This window comes from Acidisoma cellulosilyticum, from assembly GCF_020621385.1.
Lineage (GTDB): Bacteria > Pseudomonadota > Alphaproteobacteria > Acetobacterales > Acetobacteraceae > Acidisoma > Acidisoma cellulosilyticum.
Window position 1 is genome coordinate 75,473 of sequence record NZ_JAESVA010000005.1, and the last position, 15,074, is coordinate 90,546.

Below are 15,074 nucleotides of genomic sequence, written 5' to 3' on the forward strand. Positions count from 1 at the left end.
TAGTCCTCAGAACTTCGGCATATCGGCTTGTTCGAGAATGGAGGTCGTCAGCAACCCGTCCAGCGGCACGAGGGATTTGTTGACGCCTGCCGCGACCAGATTGGCGTCGGTCTCAGCCCAGATCTTCGGATCAAGCCAGAAGATGCCCTTCTCGGCGGTCAGCGGGCTTTTCATGAACTTCACCTGCTGCTCGGCCTGGAAGACCTGCTGCGTGCGGTCCAGACCGTCCACGAAATTGCCGTCTATGATCCAGTTCGCCGCCGCCTTCGGGTCCTTGTAGAAGCTGACCCAGCCTTTGGCGGTCGCGCGCATGAACTTCACCAGAACGGCCTCATTGCCGGGCTTGGAGAAGAAGGTGTCCTTCACGAAGAAGGAATCGACCTGGGAGTTGAGGCCGTAATCGCCAAGCGGCAGAACCGTGGTCGGCACGCCGGCCTGCTGCACGATCAGCGGCTCGTTGAAGGCAAAAGTGGTGATCTCGCAAGCGATACGCCCGGCGATGAGCAGCGAAACATCGTTCGGCCCGATCGTCGTTGTTTTTACCTTATCAGCCGGCACGCCGTTCTTGGACAGGAACAGCTTGAAATAGGGATCGGCATTCACCTTCACGCCGACGGTCTTGCCGACGAGATCGGCGGGTTTGGTGACGCCGCTATCCTTGCGGCAGGTCATGGCGATCGGCTGGGTCTGAAACTGCCCTGCGAAAACCTTGAACTTTTCGCCTTGGCCGATGCCGGCCAGAATCTGTTCGGGATTGGCGATGCCGATCTGCGCGATGCCGGCGGCCACCATCTGGATCTGATCGACGCCCTGGCCAGCCGGGATCAGTGTCACGTTCAGGCCCTCGGCCTTATAGTAACCCTGTTTCAACGCGTATTCCGGGCCATACATCTCAACGTCCGGGATATAGCCCAGCACGACGTTCAGCTTGGTCATGCCGGCCGCATGGGCGGTGCCCGCACCCAAGCCCAGAATGGGGCCCAGCATGGCCGCACCCGCGAGCAGCGAGTTCATCCAGAATTTGCGCAAACGCATGTCAATTCCTCATGTGATAAAAGGGCAGGCCCAATTCTTAGAAATAATCTTCAGTGATGCTCATCGCCCATGCTGTGACCCAGCGCGTGGCGAAGTTCGGATTCCAGCCGGCCGAAACGTGGATCGTCGCGTATGGCGGGGCTGCGGTTATGGCCGAAATCGATGTCGATTTCCTGGGTGATGCGGCCCGGGCGCGGTGACATGACAACCACCTTGTCGGACAGGATGATCGCTTCCGAAATCGAATGCGTGACGAGCAGCAGCGTCGCCTTCGTTTCTTCCAGAATACGGAGGAGTTCGAAGTTCAGCCGGTCGCGCAGCAGCTCGTCCAGCGCGCCGAAAGGCTCATCCATCAGCAGATAGGCGGGTTTCAGCGTCAGCGCGCGGGCGATGGCGGCGCGCTGGCGCATACCGCCTGAGAGTTCCGACGGATAGGCGCGCTCAAACCCGCGCAGCCCGACCATTTCGATCGCTTCCTCCGCGCGGCGCCGACGCTCAGCCTTTGGCACGCGGGCCACTTCCAGCCCCAATTCGACATTGGCCAGAACCTTGCGCCAGGGCAGCATGACGGCGTGTTGGGACACCAGGGCGAAACGCCGCTCGGCCCGCGCCTCCGTCGGCGTCAATCCGCCCAGCAGCGCCTGACCGGAGGTCGGCTGCACGATATCCGACAAAATGCGCAACAGCGTCGACTTGCCGCAGCCGGAGGCACCGATGAGCGAGACCCAGGATCCGGCTGGAATTTCCAGATTGCAACCGGCGAGCGCTGTCGTGGTCTGGACGCCACGGCGATAGACCATCTGCACGTCACGGATGGAAATGCCGTCGGCACGGGCGCGCAAGGGCGGCTGGTTGGCAAGCGCAGCGCTCATGCGGCCGGGCGCAGGTCGAAGGTCAGACCGAATTGCGCGGCCAGGTCGCAGGTGTCGTGATCCACGATATTGGTGTCTTCAAGTTCGAGATTGAAGAAACTCATCTCGGCCGTTGAGAAATAGGGTCCGGCGTGCCAGGTGCCGCGATCAAGCAGAACCGCGACATGGCCGGGGACGGTGAAGGCGCGGATGGCGGCGGGGTCTGGCGCATTGCTCGCGGCATTGCCGGGCGCGACCGCGAGCAACCAGGGCAGGCCGCCGACAGCAGCCAGAACCTGCGTCGCCTGGGCATGGCGCGTGATGCCCGAGACGGTGAGCGGCCGATGCGTCAGCGCCATGATATAGAAGCGCGGACGCCCACCCGAGAGGTCCAGCGCATGGTCGATCTCACCGGCCGGGGTGCCGTCTGCCGTCGGTTCCACCAGCTTGCCGAAGGGCGCGAAATTCGCGGCCGTGATCGGTTCAGCGATGAGTATACGTACGTCAATTGATGAATAATTAGGCATATGAACCGGTTCGGGGATCGCCTGCGCCATCGCTTGCCTCATATTTCTGCCTAGTTGAGTGGCGAAGACTGGTATGCTGACCCAGTGTGATGAAAAAAGGAACAACCTTTTTGCGTGCGTTGTGATGCCTATTTGGCAGCGGTCAGACCCGAAAAAGCATCGTATGGAGGTGCGGTCGCGGGCCGCTTCGCCCGCCCTAGATGGAAGGCCTGATCGATGACCTTGCTCCCTTCGCATTGGTGGTGGGACCTCTCCACCCGGGACTTCGCTGGTCTGGATATGAGCGAGATTGTTGCCATCCTGCCGGTGGGCGCGGTGGAACAGCACGGACCGCATCTGCCGGTAAAGGTGGACGCGGCGATCAATGCCGGCATCGTCGCGCGCGCGATGGAGCTGATGGCGCCCGATTTCCCGGCCCTCGTGCTACCCATGATGCCGGTCGGCAAATCGAACGAGCACACGGCTTTCCCCGGCACGCTGACGCTGCCCTATGACCTGCTGACGCGGCTGTGGTTCGAGGTCGCCAAAAGTGCATGGCGCGCCGGCGTACGCAAAATCATCCTGTTCAACTCCCATGGCGGCCAGCCGCAGGTGATGGAAATCGTCTGTCGGGAGCTGCGCGTGGAACTGGGCATGTTCGCGGTCGGCGCCAGCTGGTTCCGCACCATCGACAGCAGCGATCTCTATTCGGCCGGCGAGTTGCAGCACGGCATTCATGGTGGCGAGTCCGAGACCTCCGTCATGCTGCATCTTCACCCCGATCAGGTTCACATGGAGCATGCCCAGGATTTCGTCTCGCGCTCGGTCGCCATGGAACAGACGAACACATGGCTGACGCCGGAAGGCGGCGTCGGTTTCGGCTGGCAGGCGCAGGATCTGCATCCGGCGGGCGCCTGCGGCAATGCGGCGGCGGCGGACGCCGCGCGTGGCGCCACACAGGTGGAACGCGCCGCGAAGGCTTTGATCGGCCTGATCGCGGAGGTCCATGCCTATCCGATGGAAGCCGTGACGGCGAAGACCGCGTTTAACGCTTAAATTATCTGACCCGGCTTCTCTGTCGTCGCCCGCGGGCTCGTCCCGCGGGTCTACCCGTTCGGACAATCTGACGGCGTTTGGGCGCCTGGCTGGCCGCGCCACAACGGGTAGGTGCGCGCAACGAGTGCGCGCATGACGATTAGAAACTGCGCGGGCGACTAAAAGAAGGAGCCGGCGGGCGACAGGAAAGCGGGTTTAACCCCCCGCAGTCGTGGTGATGGCGGCTTTGATCTGCTCGGCCATCAGGCTGGTCAGCGCATCGACGCCGCGATCCCGCCCGATCAGCATCAGCGTCTGCACGCGGCCGCGCAGCTCATGCACCGGCACATAGGCCAGCCGGCCGGCGCGCTTTTCCCATTCGATATCGAAGGGCGTGAGGAAGGTAATGGCCTGATCCAGCATCGCCGCGTGGCGCATCACCTCGATGGAATTCGTCTCCAGCGCCGGCTCTACCTGCAGCTGAATGGCCGAGAAGGCTTCGTTCAGATAGGGGCGGATCGCCATGCCCTCCTCGGCGATGATCAGCGGATAATCGGCGCAATCGCTCAGCCGCAGCTGGTTGTGGCTGGCCAGCGGATGGTCCGGCGCCATTACCGCACCCAGCCGCCCGACGCCGGAGGCCAGCACGCGCAGGCTGGGGTCGCGCGGAAAGTCGAAGCCGAGACCAAGATCGGCCTCACCGGCCGAGACCGCCGCCATGATATCCTGCCCCGAGGGCAGCAGCCGCATGGTCAGCTTCACGCGGGGGGAATTGCGGCGGAAATCGACCGCGATGCGCGGCACCATATTGGCGGCAAGGCCGCTCATGATCGCGAGCGTAATCTCGCCCCGCCGCAACCCTTTCAACTCCTCGATACGGCTCTGCACCCGCTCCATATCTTTCAGCACCTGCCGGACATGGCGGATGACGATCTCCCCCGCCGTCGTCGGCATCAGCTTGCGCGGCAGGCGCAGAAACAGCGGTGTGCCGAGTTCGGCCTCCAGCGCCAAAATCTGGCGATTGATGGCGGAGGACGCGACATTCAGCCGGGCGGAGGCCTTTCGCATCGAGCCGGTGCGCGCCACTTCGTCCAGATAATGCAGCAGGCGGTTATGCAGCATGGGACCTCGGTCAGGCAGCGGATGATCGGCAACCGCTCTCATTAAGGCAGCGGTGCGGACTGCATTCAATGCTTTTCCCGGGCTTTTGCTTCCGCTTCTATGGCAAGAGGTTGCTATCCTCTTTTTGTGGGAGTGCTGGGCCGATGTTGACGACGAAGCAAAAGACCCTGCGGCATTTCTGGTATCCGACTCTGAGGTTGGATGAGGTCGCATCCGGCCCGAAATCCTTCCGGCTGATGGGGGAGGATATCGTGGTTTTCGTCACTGCGGATGGAACCCCGGCGGCGCTGGAAGATCGCTGTTGCCACCGCACGGCCAAGCTGTCCAAGGGCTGGTGCGATGAAAGCCTGATCGTTTGCGGCTATCACGGCTGGGCCTTTCAGGCGGACGGCCAGCTTGCCCGCATTCCGCAATTCGATCCCGAGACGCCTTTCCCCAAGCATCGCGTGAAGTCCTATCACGCGGCGGCAAAATACGGTTATCTATGGGTCGCGCTGGATGACCCGATCGCGCCGATTTTCGATATACCGGAGGAGGATGATCCCGGTTTTCGCCGCATCTTCCAATTCTATGAAAGCTGGGACACGGCGCCTTTGCGGCTGATGGAAAACTCCTTCGACAATGCGCATTTCGCCTTTGTCCATGCCGGCACCTTCGGGGACATCAAGCAGCCGAAACCCAAGGTCTATTCCATCGAGGAGACCGATTACGGTTTCAAGGCGACGACGGTGGTGGATATCCTCAACCCGCCGGCGGCCCATGCCGTGACGGGCACGACGGACCCCACCACGACGCGCAGCATGGTCAACCACTGGTATCTGCCGTTTTCGCGGCGGATGGATATGACCTACCCGAGTGGCATTCGGCATATCATCATCAATGTCGCGACACCGGTGGAGGACGGTAAAATTCAGCTCATCCAGCTGCTATACCGCAATGACCGGGAAGAAGATTGCTCAACCGAAAAGCTCATCGCCTGGGACGCGACCATTGTGCATGAAGATCGGGAGGTGCTGGAATCGACCAGCCCGGACGCGATCCTGGATGTGCAAAGGCGGATCGAGGCGCATATGCCGTCAGATCGGCCGGGCCTGATCATGCGCAAACGCCTGCTGTCGCTGTTGCATGCGCATGGCGAGCAGGAAGTGACATATGACTATCCGGCTCATGGAGTGTGAGATGACAGGTTTTGCCATTCCGACCACCAGCACCTTTTGGCTGCGCCGCGCCGCCATTCCTGCCGGCACGCTCTCGGTCGATGCCGCTGCCAGCCTCGGCGAGCCTCGCCACGGCTATCTGTATGACGCCGATATCCTTATCGAGAATGGCCGCATCGCGGCGATCGAACCGGCCGGGACGGTGGGGGAGGGGACGGATCTGCAAAGCCGCATCGTCTTTCCGACCTTCGTCGATATGCACACGCATCTCGATAAGGGCCATGTCGTGGCCCGCACACCCAACCCGGACGGCAGCTTCACCGGCGCGCTGACTGCGACGGGGGCGGATCGTGCGGCCTATTGGACGGCGGAAGACATCGCGCTGCGCATGGATTTCGGCCTGCGCTGCGCCTTTGCCCATGGCGTCGGCGCCATCCGCACGCATCTCGACAGCTTCGCCGAACAGGCCGAGATTTCCTGGGGCGTGTTCCGGGATATGCGCGCGCGTTGGCAAGGCAAGATCGCTCTTCAGGCTGTCGCGCTGACCACCATCGACCAGTATGACACGCCCTTCGGCGCAGACCTCGCAGCACTTGTCGCCCGGTCAGGGGGCATCCTCGGCGCGGTAACGCGAATGTCGGGTGTCGATCACGGTGCGATCGTGGAAATCGACCGATTGCTCGATCTGCTCTTCGCCCAGGCCAAGCGTTACGGTTTGGATGTCGATCTGCATGTCGATGAAACCGATGATGTCGCGGCCTTCACGCTGCCGCGGATTGCCGCGGCTATCGAGCGCAATGACTTCACCGGCAAGGTCACCTGCGGCCATTGCTGCAACCTCGCTTTGCAGCCGGACAGCGTGGCGGCCGAGACCATCGCGCATCTGGCGCGGCTGGGCGTCACTGTCGTGTCACTGCCCTCGGCCAATATGTATCTGCAGGATCGGCATGCCGGGCGCACGCCGCGCTGGCGCGGGGTGACCTTGGCGCATGAGCTGAAGGCCGCCGGCGTTCCCTTCGCCTTCGCCACAGACAATTGCCGCGACGCCTTCGTGCCTTACGGGGACCATGACACGCTGGACAGTTTCCGCTTCGCGCTGCGCGTGTCTCACCTCGATCACCCTTACGGCGATTGGGCGGGCGCCATTACCCAGGTGCCGGCGACGACGATGGGCCTGACGGATTGCGGCCTGATCGCGGTCGCGCGCACCGCCGATCTGGTGCTGACGCGGGCGCGCAGCTTCGACGAAATCACCTCTCGTCCGCAGGCGGACCGGGTCGTGCTGCGCGGAGGTAAGGTTATTGACCAGACCTTGCCGGACTATGCGGAGCTTGACGGGCTGACGGAGGCCGCACCCCGCACGCTGGCGGGGCCGAGTGCCGCCTGACGGTCAGACCCGCTTGCCTCGGATATGGACCGGCATGATGTCCGTGAAATTGCCGACATCGGCGGCAATGCCGGGCATGCCGGCTGAGGTCATGCAGGCGGTGAAGGCGTCTTCGTCGCGGTAGCGGCATTCGCAGATGGCGATGGTGCCGGTGCCTTGTGTCGGCGGAAAGAAGACCTCGGCGCTGGTCAGTCCCAAGGCCCCGAACAGCCGGCGCAGCATCGGCAAATGCCGCTCCACATAATAGCTGCGGTCGAAGCGGGATTCCGCGCTGCCCTGATAGGTGACGAACATGATCACCTCGCCGTTCCGGCCGTATTCCGTCATATTCCTGTCCTTCGGGCTTAAGTAGCCCGCATGCGGCCTACTTCCATCGCTTGAGCCTGGACCAGTTATGCGGCTCTTTGAAGGCGGGGCCAGAGCGCGGCTGACCCGGTCAGAACGCTGAGATCCGCCGCTCGACCCTGGCCAGATGCGCCGTCAGCTGGGCCTCCGTCGCCCGGTTCATGTCATAGAAGGCGAGGTGTTCCACCGTCGCGCCGGGCTTGATGGTGACGCGCAACACGCGCGTCACCATCTTGCGGGGCGGATCGCCGGCCAGAAAGGCGCGCGTGCGATTGCCGCCATAGGTCAAGCAGGCCGTCAGCTTGCCGATATTATGCAGCATCGTGGCGACCTTGCCGTCCACCATGTCGAAGGAGACGCCGGGCAGGAACACGCGGTCGAAATAGCCTTTCAGTATCGCCGGGAAGCCGAAATTCCAGACCGGGGAGACGATCACCAAAGCCTCCGCCGCCTGCAGCCGCGCCACATAGTCGGCCACCGGAGCGCGATTGGCCGGACTGTCGTGATAGGCGAGCCGCTCCGCCCGCGTCAGCACCGGCTGAAACCCTTCGGCGTAGAGGTCGCAGTTATCGATCGTGTGACCGGCGCGGCGCAGGCCTTTCAAGGCGGCCTGATGTACTGCCGCATTGAAACTGGTCTCGACCGGATGGGCGTAGAGGACCAGGACTTTCATCAGGCGGCCGGCTGGCTGAACAGATAGGGGCGGGGGTCGGAAAAGTCGAAATCGGGATTGTCCCAGGCGATCATCTTGCCGGGGTTGAGCAGGCCTTTGGGGTCGACCTCCCGCTTGAAGGCAAGCTGCCCAAGGTCCGAGCGCTTCATGCCGCCCTCTTCCAGCGTATAACGATGCGGATTGAAGACGAGGCAGCCATTGTCTTCGAAGATGCGAATGATCTCGTCCAGCCGCTCCTCGGTCGTGAAGCGGATCAGCGGCAGGCCGGAACAAACGATGTTGCTGTCGAAGCGGATGAATTCCAGATGATCCATCATCTCATCGCCGATCAGCCTGCCCATTTTCGCCACGGCCGCCACGTGATCGGGGTAGGGATAGAGGGTCTGCAGATAGGTCAGCGCCGGCTCGACGCGGCGTGCCACCAGCGTCGTATGGTTCCAGGTCAGTTCGAACAGCGGCGGCAGGGACTTGGCTGTCTCGGCGTCGATAAGGTCTGACCGAAACACCGTCTCGCCGCGATGGCGTCGGGTGAAGGCCTCCAGCGCGGAGGCGGAATGGGGCGCGACCATGATCAGCACGGCCGCCTGATCGGCGGTGAGGAAACGTCCATGCTGGGAAAAATAGCGGTGCCCCACGCCCGGACCCATGACGGAGAGTTCCTTGAGCAGAATGCCGTCCTCCCGTCCCAGCGCATCGGCGAAAGCGGTTGCCCGTTCCATGCCGTCGAAAGCGATGATGGCGTCGATCCAGTCATAGGCCACCGTCAGCGGCACTTCGCATTCGGTGATGATACCGTTGGTGCCATAGGCATGGGCGACCTTGGCGATATCGTCGCCCGTCAGGTCCAGCACGCGCGGGTGCGCCTCCATCGTGACGACGCGGGTGCGCGTGACATTGCCGAGGTTGCGCAGGCCACCCCAGCGGATGGACCCGACACCGCCGGACCCGCCGGCGATGAAGCCGCCGATGGAGGCTGTGCGATGGGTGGAGGGAAACATCCGCAACTCCTGCCCCGAATGGGCGCGGGTGGCGGCGTCTATCTTGCCAAGCAAGGCGCCGGCTTCCGCAATCACGTAGCCTGGGCCGATGTCCTTGATGCCGCTCAGTTCATGCAGGTCCAGCACCATGCCGCCGGCAAGCGGCATGGCCTGGCCGTAATTGCCGGTGCCGGCGCCGCGCGGGGTGACGGGAATATCGAGCGCGAAGGCAGCGGCCAGCGTGCGCACCACCTCGTCCTCGGTCTTCGGCGTCACCACAATCTCACCCAGGACGCTGTCCAGCACGCGCTTCAGAACGGGCGAATACCAGTAGAAGTCGCGGCTTTTTTTGCGCACCAGGGCCGGGTCATCCTCGACCGCGATGCCGTCGAGCCTGGTTTTAAGGGCCTGGATTTTGGCACTATCCATTCGGGAGTTTCCCTCAATTCTCGCGCCGCACGGCGCTTTCATGCCAATGCCGCAGGGCCAGATATTCGATCAGGCTCATGACACCGAAGATCAGAATGCCGAGCACGGAGAGCAGGCCAAGGGCCGCGAACATACGCGGAATATCCAACCGATTGCCGGCTTCGATGATACGCCAGGCCAGACCGGTGGAGGCCCCGCTGCCGGCGACGAATTCCGCGACCACCGCACCGATCAACGACAGTCCGCCGGAAATCTTCATGCCCGCCAGGATAAAGGGCAGGGCGCCGGGAAACTGGATTTCCGTCAGCACCCGCCAGCGCGAGGCACCGTAAAGCTGCATGAGGTTGCGCAGGTTGTGATCGGTCGAGCGTAGACCCAGCGTCGTATTCGACAGGATCGGAAAGAAAGCGACCAGCCAGGCGAGGATGAGCAGAGCCAGGCGCACATTGTCATAGCCGACCCAGATGATGATCAGCGGCGCGATGGAGACAACCGGCGTCACCTGCAGGATCACGGCATAGGGAAAGAAGGCGGTTGCGATCCAGCGTGATTGGGCGAACAGCACGGCCAGCGCGACACCGCCAATGACGGCGGCGATGAAGGCTTCCACCGTGACCGTCAGCGTGAACCAGAGCGAGCCCATGAGGCTCCAAAAATTGCCGATCAAGGCCTGCCAGATCAACGTCGGCGCCGGCAGCACGAATTTCGGCACGCCGAGGGTCGTGACGACGATCTGCCAAACGATCAGGAAAATGGCACCGACCAGCAGTGGCAAAGCGACTTTCAGAACCTGACCATAGATGTCGGGCGGATGCTGGATGGGGGCTTCGCTCATGTCATCGTCTCATGCAAGGCGGCGGAGACGAGGCGGCAATAGTCATTGTAGCGGCTGGAGAGCCGAAAGGCCTCGGAACGCGGATAGGGTTCATCGATGCGGATATCGGCTGTCACCCGGCCTGGGCGCGCGCCCATGACCACGATGCGGTCGGAGAGATAGACGGATTCGTAGACGCTATGGGTGACGAAAATCACCGTCCAATGCTGACCTGCCCACATGGCGAGCAGATCGTCATTCAGGCGAAACCGCGTGATCTCATCCAAGGCCGCGAAAGGCTCGTCCATCAAAAGAACACTGGGCCGGGTGATCAATCCGCGCGCGATGGAGACGCGCATTTTCATGCCGCCGGACAATTCGCGCGGATAGGCTTTTCCGAAATTTTCCAGACCTACTTTCGTCAGCGCGTCGCGGATGATTGGCGCCGCCTGGCGGCGAGACATGCGTTTGAGCTTGAGCGGCAGATAGACATTGTCGAACACCGTCGCCCAGGGCATCAGCGTCGGCTCCTGAAAGACGAAGCCGATATCGTGCTCAGGCTCGCCGCGCGCGGTATGGGCTGTCTGCGGCCAGTCGATACGCCCGGCGGAAATCTCGCCCAACCCCGCGATCAGCCGCAGCAGCGTGCTTTTGCCGCAGCCCGAAGGGCCAAGCAGGCTGACGAATTCGGATTGGCCGATGGCAAGGTCAACATCGCGTAGCGCCGTCGTGCCGTTCCCATAGGTCTTGGTGACGCCGTTCAGCGTGATGATCGGCTTCGCCGTGTGCGGCGAGGCGCTTGCCGCTTCCGGCGCGAACATCTGCATCAATGGCTGGCAGCCAGGGCAAGGCCCTTATCGACAAAGCGCAAGGTATAGCCAGCCTTGTAATCGAGATTGGCGGGATAGACGCCTTCCTTTGACATGACATCGAAGAAGGTTTTCCAGCGTGCATCCGTCATGGCGCCGATGCCGAGCTTGGCCGCATCGCCGCCTTCGATCATGCCCTCGGCCTTCATCGTCTTGATGGCATAGGCAATGACACCGTCACTCTCATCCGGGTCATCCTTTTCGATGAGCTTATCGGCGGGTGACGGATCGGCATGCAGATAATCGTACCAGCCCTGGATACTGGCATCGACGAATTTCTGAACGACGTCCGGATGCGCGTCGATCATTGTCTGCGAGACCATGACGAGCGAGGCGTAGGACGGATAGCCGGCATCGGCGAAGAGGAAGACCTGCGGTTTAAAACCGCCTTGCTGTTCCACCAGATAAGGTTCGGAGGAGATATAGCCTTGCTGAATGGCGTTCTTGTTCACCAGAAAGGGCGCCATGTTGAAGGTATAGGGGCGGATCTGGCTGTCGCTATACCCGTATTTGGCCTTCAGCCAGAGAAAGAAGGTATCGGCGGAGCCGGCGGCGATCATCACCGGCTTGCCCTTGATATCGGCGAGGCTTTTGATATCGGGACGTGGATGCGTCATCAGGCATTGCGGGTCTTTCTGCGACGCCGCCATGACGGCCACGACATGCGCGCCGGCCTGGACGAGGTTGAGCGGTCCAAAACTATTGGAGCCGATGGCGAAATCGACCGCGCCGGCGGCGAGCAGCTGCATATTGTCGATGCCCGGGCCGCCCTGGCGGATCGTTACGTCCAGCCCGGCTTTTTTATACAGGCCGAGCGCCAGCGCCTCATAGAAACCGCCATGTTCGGCCTCGGCCTTCCAGTCGGTGACGAAGGTGATTTTCGTATCGGCCGCCGCCGCCGGGCGGAGATGAAGGGTGAAGGCAGCGGCCAGTGCGATCATTGCGGCGCGTTTCAGCACTCGGCGCATCACGTCATCTCCCTAAGAGCAGATTTGTCCGAATAGAGGCCTAAATTTTCATCATTTAACGCCGTTAAGGCGCCTTGCTCCCAGAGCAGCATAAATAACGAGCACTGCCAAAGCATCAAAATTTGCACGGAGCGATGCCTTTTTGAGATCGGCTAACGCTGCCGTGTTGCGTGGTTGTCGGCTGCACGCCCTCACTCTGTCGTGAACAGACAAAGACGTGCTTCGCTGAGCTCGCTAGTCTTCGTAAATCTGATATGCACATGCGTCATGGCCCATCGCAAGGCATGAAGCGTGCATTTCGTCCTGCGTGCACAGCCTCTGCCCACAAAAATGACTTCTCATCTCGGGAGCTGAATATGAGCAAGCCTCATTCCATGATCGATCGGCGTCAGTTTCTGGGCGCGGCTGCGCTGGCGGGGGCGGCCGCCGGCCTTTCCTCCTTTCCGCTGATCGGTCAGGCGCGAGCGGCGGATATGCCGACCTCCGGCGGTCATTTGCGCCTTGGCATGGGCGGCGGCAGCACCACCGACAGCCTGGACCCCACGACCTATCTGCAATGGGTCCCGGTCAATATCGGCTATCAGATCATGAACGGCCTCATCGAGATCGACGAGCACAATAAGGCGACGCCCGAACTGCTGATGAATTGGGAGTCGAAGACCGGCGCCGCCGATTGGGTTTTCGATGTCCGCAAGGACATTACCTTCTCCAACGGTAAGGTGCTGGACGCCGACGACATCATCTATTCCATCAACCTGCATCGCGGAAAATCGGCCTCGCCCGCCAAGCCCTTCCTGGCCGCGATCACCGATATCAAGAAGCTCAGCGCGAACCAGATCGGGATCACGATGAGCCAGGGCAATGCCGATCTGCCCTTCCTGCTCTCGGACTATCACATCCTGGTGGTGCCGAACGGCTTCACGGACTGGAAGAATCCCATCGGCACGGCGGGTTACGTGCTTGAACATTATGAAGCCGGTGTGCGTTGCATCACCAAGAAGACGCGCCCTTATTGGAAGACCGGCTGCGGCAATGTCGACAGCATCGAGACGCTGATCATCAACGACGTCTCGGCCCGCACGGCGGCGCTGCTCTCCGGCCAAGTCGATGCGATCAATCGTCTCGATGCGCGCACGGTTGATCTGTTGAAGAAGCGCCCGAAGGTTCATGTCATTCAAAGTGCGGCCGGTCAGCACGGCGTCTTCGTCATGAATTGCACGGATGCGCCCTTCAAGGACAACAATGTCCGCATGGCGCTGAAATACGCCATCAACCGCCAGCAGATCGTCGATACCGTGCTGCGCGGCTATGGCCATGTCGGCAATGACCAGCCGATCCCGATCACGAACGAATTCTACGACGCCTCCATCCCCCAGCACACCTACGACCCCGATAAGGCGAAATTCTATCTGAAGCAGGCGGGTGAAAGCACGCTGGCGGTGGACCTGAACGTCTCCGACGTCGCCTTCACGGGCGCGACGGACGCGGCCGAGCTTTTCCAGCAATCGGCACAGGCCGCCGGTATTACGGTCAACCTGAAGCAGCAGCCCGCCGACGGCTATTGGGACAATATCTGGATGAAGGCGCCCTTCTGCGCCTCCTATTGGGGTGGCCGTCCGACGGCCGATCAGATGCTGACGCTGGCCTATAAATCCGACGCCCCCTGGAACGATACCTTCTGGAAGAATGCGGATTTCGACAAGCTGCTGCTGGAAGCCCGCGTCGAGCTTGACCAGTCCAAGCGTAAGGCGATGTATGGCCAAATGCAGGGCATGATCTCCTCGACCGGTGGCGCACTCATTCCGATCTTCATCGATTACCTGGAAGCCGGATCGAACAAGGTGCATGGCATGAAGCCGAACCCGATGTTCGACTTCATGGGCCAGCGTATCGGCGAAAAAGTCTGGATGAGCTGACGGCCGGGCGGGTTCAGGGTTTTGGGCATTCTTCGCTTTATCGCGGCAAGGGCGGCGCTGGGGGTTTTGACCCTCTTCGCTGTCTCTATTCTCCTTTATCTCGGCACGCAGCTTTTGCCGGGCGATGTGGCGAGCGCGCTGCTCGGGCAATCCGCGACGCCCGACGCGCTGGCCGTATTGCGGGCGAAGCTTGGCCTGAACGAACCCGCCTATCTGCGCTATCTGCATTGGCTTTGGGGCGTGCTGCACGGCAATCTCGGCAATTCGTTGACGACCGGCACACCCATCGCCGGCGAGCTGATGCCGCGACTGATCAACACCTTGTTTCTGGCGGGCTATGCGGCGATCATCGCCGTGCCGCTCGCGGTGGGATTGGGTATTCTGTCGGCCATCCGCGAAGGCAGCCTGATGGATCGGCTGGCGAGTATCCTTAGCCTCGCTGCCATCTCCTTCCCGGAATTCTTCGTCAGTTATATCCTGATTGTCGTCTTCGCATCCCAACTCGGCTGGCTGCCGAGCCTCGCCACCGTCTATGACGGCATGGGCTTCTGGGATCGGGTCGATGCCACAACCCTGCCGGCGATTACGCTGACGCTCGTCGTCGTGGCCCATATGCTGCGCATGACCCGCACCTCCACCTTGGCGGTGATGTCCGCCCCCTATGTCGAGACTGCCTTCCTGAAAGGCCTGTCGCGTAGCCGCGTTGTGCTGAGCCACGCGCTGCCGAATGCGCTGGCGCCGATCATCAATGTCGTCGCGATCAACCTCGCCTATCTTGTCGTCGGTGTCGTCGTCGTCGAGGTCGTCTTCGTCTATCCCGGTGTCGGGCAGTTGATGGTCGATGCCGTGACCAAGCGCGATCTGCCGACCGTCCAGGCTTGCGGGTTGGTTTTCGCCATCGTCTTCATCGGCCTCAATACGATCGCCGATATCTGCTCGGCTCTGGCCAATCCGCGGCTGCGCAGCCGCAAACGGCAATAGGGAGGGGCG

The 15,074-nt window shown here is 61.8% G+C and carries 15 protein-coding genes; 5 read left to right on the forward strand and 10 right to left on the reverse strand.

What is annotated here, in order from left to right:
* Positions 1-6 precede the first annotated feature (6 nt).
* The 3 genes from ACELLULO517_RS15215 to ACELLULO517_RS15225 are packed head-to-tail and all read right to left on the reverse strand — an operon-like array spanning position 7 to position 2,455.
* Positions 7-1,035, reverse strand: coding sequence for an ABC transporter substrate-binding protein (locus ACELLULO517_RS15215; protein ID WP_227308265.1), 1,029 nt, complete (start codon positions 1,033-1,035; stop codon positions 7-9).
* A gap of 50 nt (positions 1,036-1,085) precedes the next feature.
* Positions 1,086-1,907: an ABC transporter ATP-binding protein gene (locus ACELLULO517_RS15220; protein WP_227308266.1), complete on the reverse strand. Its 822-nt coding sequence runs from the start codon at positions 1,905-1,907 to the stop codon at positions 1,086-1,088.
* The gene (locus ACELLULO517_RS15225; RefSeq protein ID WP_227308267.1) at positions 1,904-2,455 is read right to left on the reverse strand and encodes an ureidoglycolate lyase; all 552 of its coding nucleotides are present in this window, start codon (positions 2,453-2,455) and stop codon (positions 1,904-1,906) included. Before ACELLULO517_RS15225 ends, ACELLULO517_RS15220 begins: the two co-directional genes overlap by 4 nt.
* A gap of 174 nt (positions 2,456-2,629) precedes the next feature.
* Here ACELLULO517_RS15225 and ACELLULO517_RS15230 point away from each other — a divergent pair, with 174 nt between their 5' ends.
* Positions 2,630-3,448 (forward strand): creatininase family protein, encoded by an 819-nt coding sequence (locus ACELLULO517_RS15230; protein ID WP_227308268.1) that lies wholly within the window; start codon positions 2,630-2,632, stop codon positions 3,446-3,448.
* A gap of 195 nt (positions 3,449-3,643) precedes the next feature.
* Here ACELLULO517_RS15230 and ACELLULO517_RS15235 read toward each other — a convergent pair whose 3' ends face one another.
* On the reverse strand, positions 3,644-4,549 hold the full coding sequence (locus ACELLULO517_RS15235) for a LysR family transcriptional regulator (RefSeq protein WP_227308269.1): 906 nt from the start codon (positions 4,547-4,549) through the stop codon (positions 3,644-3,646).
* A 143-nt stretch (positions 4,550-4,692) separates the two neighbouring features.
* On the opposite strand from ACELLULO517_RS15235, the gene ACELLULO517_RS15240 reads away from it, so the two are divergent.
* Together ACELLULO517_RS15240 and ACELLULO517_RS15245 are read left to right on the forward strand one after the other, a co-directional pair.
* Positions 4,693-5,727, forward strand: coding sequence for an aromatic ring-hydroxylating dioxygenase subunit alpha (locus ACELLULO517_RS15240; protein ID WP_227308270.1), 1,035 nt, complete (start codon positions 4,693-4,695; stop codon positions 5,725-5,727).
* A 1-nt stretch (position 5,728) separates the two neighbouring features.
* Positions 5,729-7,093, forward strand: a complete 1,365-nt coding sequence (locus ACELLULO517_RS15245; RefSeq protein ID WP_227308271.1) for a cytosine deaminase — start codon at positions 5,729-5,731, stop codon at positions 7,091-7,093.
* 3 nt (positions 7,094-7,096) lie between these two features.
* Here the strand turns inward: ACELLULO517_RS15245 and ACELLULO517_RS15250 are convergent, their stop codons facing one another.
* From ACELLULO517_RS15250 to ACELLULO517_RS15275, 6 genes are all read right to left on the reverse strand, one after another.
* Positions 7,097-7,420 (reverse strand): EthD family reductase, encoded by a 324-nt coding sequence (locus ACELLULO517_RS15250; protein ID WP_227308272.1) that lies wholly within the window; start codon positions 7,418-7,420, stop codon positions 7,097-7,099.
* 109 nt (positions 7,421-7,529) lie between these two features.
* Positions 7,530-8,111 (reverse strand): NAD(P)H-dependent oxidoreductase, encoded by a 582-nt coding sequence (locus ACELLULO517_RS15255; protein ID WP_227308273.1) that lies wholly within the window; start codon positions 8,109-8,111, stop codon positions 7,530-7,532.
* Entirely contained in the window at positions 8,111-9,517 is a 1,407-nt protein-coding gene (locus ACELLULO517_RS15260; RefSeq protein ID WP_227308274.1) for an FAD-binding oxidoreductase, read from the reverse strand. Before ACELLULO517_RS15260 ends, ACELLULO517_RS15255 begins: the two co-directional genes overlap by 1 nt.
* Positions 9,518-9,530: 13 nt before the next feature.
* Positions 9,531-10,352, reverse strand: coding sequence for an ABC transporter permease (locus ACELLULO517_RS15265; protein WP_227308275.1), 822 nt, complete (start codon positions 10,350-10,352; stop codon positions 9,531-9,533).
* Complete coding sequence (locus ACELLULO517_RS15270) at positions 10,349-11,158, reverse strand: ABC transporter ATP-binding protein (protein ID WP_227308276.1); 810 nt, start codon at positions 11,156-11,158, stop codon at positions 10,349-10,351. Before ACELLULO517_RS15270 ends, ACELLULO517_RS15265 begins: the two co-directional genes overlap by 4 nt.
* Entirely contained in the window at positions 11,158-12,168 is a 1,011-nt protein-coding gene (locus ACELLULO517_RS15275; RefSeq protein ID WP_227308277.1) for an ABC transporter substrate-binding protein, read from the reverse strand. Before ACELLULO517_RS15275 ends, ACELLULO517_RS15270 begins: the two co-directional genes overlap by 1 nt.
* Positions 12,169-12,524: 356 nt before the next feature.
* Here ACELLULO517_RS15275 and ACELLULO517_RS15280 point away from each other — a divergent pair, with 356 nt between their 5' ends.
* Positions 12,525-14,084 carry an ABC transporter substrate-binding protein gene (locus ACELLULO517_RS15280; RefSeq protein WP_227308278.1) on the forward strand — a complete coding sequence of 520 codons (1,560 nt, stop codon included), beginning with the start codon at positions 12,525-12,527 and terminating at the stop codon, positions 14,082-14,084.
* Between the two features lie 21 nt (positions 14,085-14,105).
* On the forward strand, positions 14,106-15,065 hold the full coding sequence (locus tag ACELLULO517_RS15285; protein ID WP_227308279.1) for an ABC transporter permease: 960 nt from the start codon (positions 14,106-14,108) through the stop codon (positions 15,063-15,065).
* Positions 15,066-15,074: the final 9 nt, after the last annotated feature.

What these genes read in the sequence shown, in the direction of transcription:
- ACELLULO517_RS15215 (WP_227308265.1), bottom strand. Translation starts at nt 1,035, where the DNA reads ATGCGTTTGCGCAAATTCTGGATGAACTCGCTGCTCGCGGGTGCGGCC.
- ACELLULO517_RS15220 (WP_227308266.1), bottom strand. Translation starts at nt 1,907, where the DNA reads ATGAGCGCTGCGCTTGCCAACCAGCCGCCCTTGCGCGCCCGTGCCGAC.
- ACELLULO517_RS15225 (WP_227308267.1), bottom strand. Translation starts at nt 2,455, where the DNA reads ATGAGGCAAGCGATGGCGCAGGCGATCCCCGAACCGGTTCATATGCCT.
- ACELLULO517_RS15230 (WP_227308268.1), top strand. Translation starts at nt 2,630, where the DNA reads ATGACCTTGCTCCCTTCGCATTGGTGGTGGGACCTCTCCACCCGGGAC.
- ACELLULO517_RS15235 (WP_227308269.1), bottom strand. Translation starts at nt 4,549, where the DNA reads ATGCTGCATAACCGCCTGCTGCATTATCTGGACGAAGTGGCGCGCACC.
- ACELLULO517_RS15240 (WP_227308270.1), top strand. Translation starts at nt 4,693, where the DNA reads ATGTTGACGACGAAGCAAAAGACCCTGCGGCATTTCTGGTATCCGACT.
- ACELLULO517_RS15245 (WP_227308271.1), top strand. Translation starts at nt 5,729, where the DNA reads ATGACAGGTTTTGCCATTCCGACCACCAGCACCTTTTGGCTGCGCCGC.
- ACELLULO517_RS15250 (WP_227308272.1), bottom strand. Translation starts at nt 7,420, where the DNA reads ATGACGGAATACGGCCGGAACGGCGAGGTGATCATGTTCGTCACCTAT.
- ACELLULO517_RS15255 (WP_227308273.1), bottom strand. Translation starts at nt 8,111, where the DNA reads ATGAAAGTCCTGGTCCTCTACGCCCATCCGGTCGAGACCAGTTTCAAT.
- ACELLULO517_RS15260 (WP_227308274.1), bottom strand. Translation starts at nt 9,517, where the DNA reads ATGGATAGTGCCAAAATCCAGGCCCTTAAAACCAGGCTCGACGGCATC.
- ACELLULO517_RS15265 (WP_227308275.1), bottom strand. Translation starts at nt 10,352, where the DNA reads ATGAGCGAAGCCCCCATCCAGCATCCGCCCGACATCTATGGTCAGGTT.
- ACELLULO517_RS15270 (WP_227308276.1), bottom strand. Translation starts at nt 11,158, where the DNA reads ATGCAGATGTTCGCGCCGGAAGCGGCAAGCGCCTCGCCGCACACGGCG.
- ACELLULO517_RS15275 (WP_227308277.1), bottom strand. Translation starts at nt 12,168, where the DNA reads ATGCGCCGAGTGCTGAAACGCGCCGCAATGATCGCACTGGCCGCTGCC.
- ACELLULO517_RS15280 (WP_227308278.1), top strand. Translation starts at nt 12,525, where the DNA reads ATGAGCAAGCCTCATTCCATGATCGATCGGCGTCAGTTTCTGGGCGCG.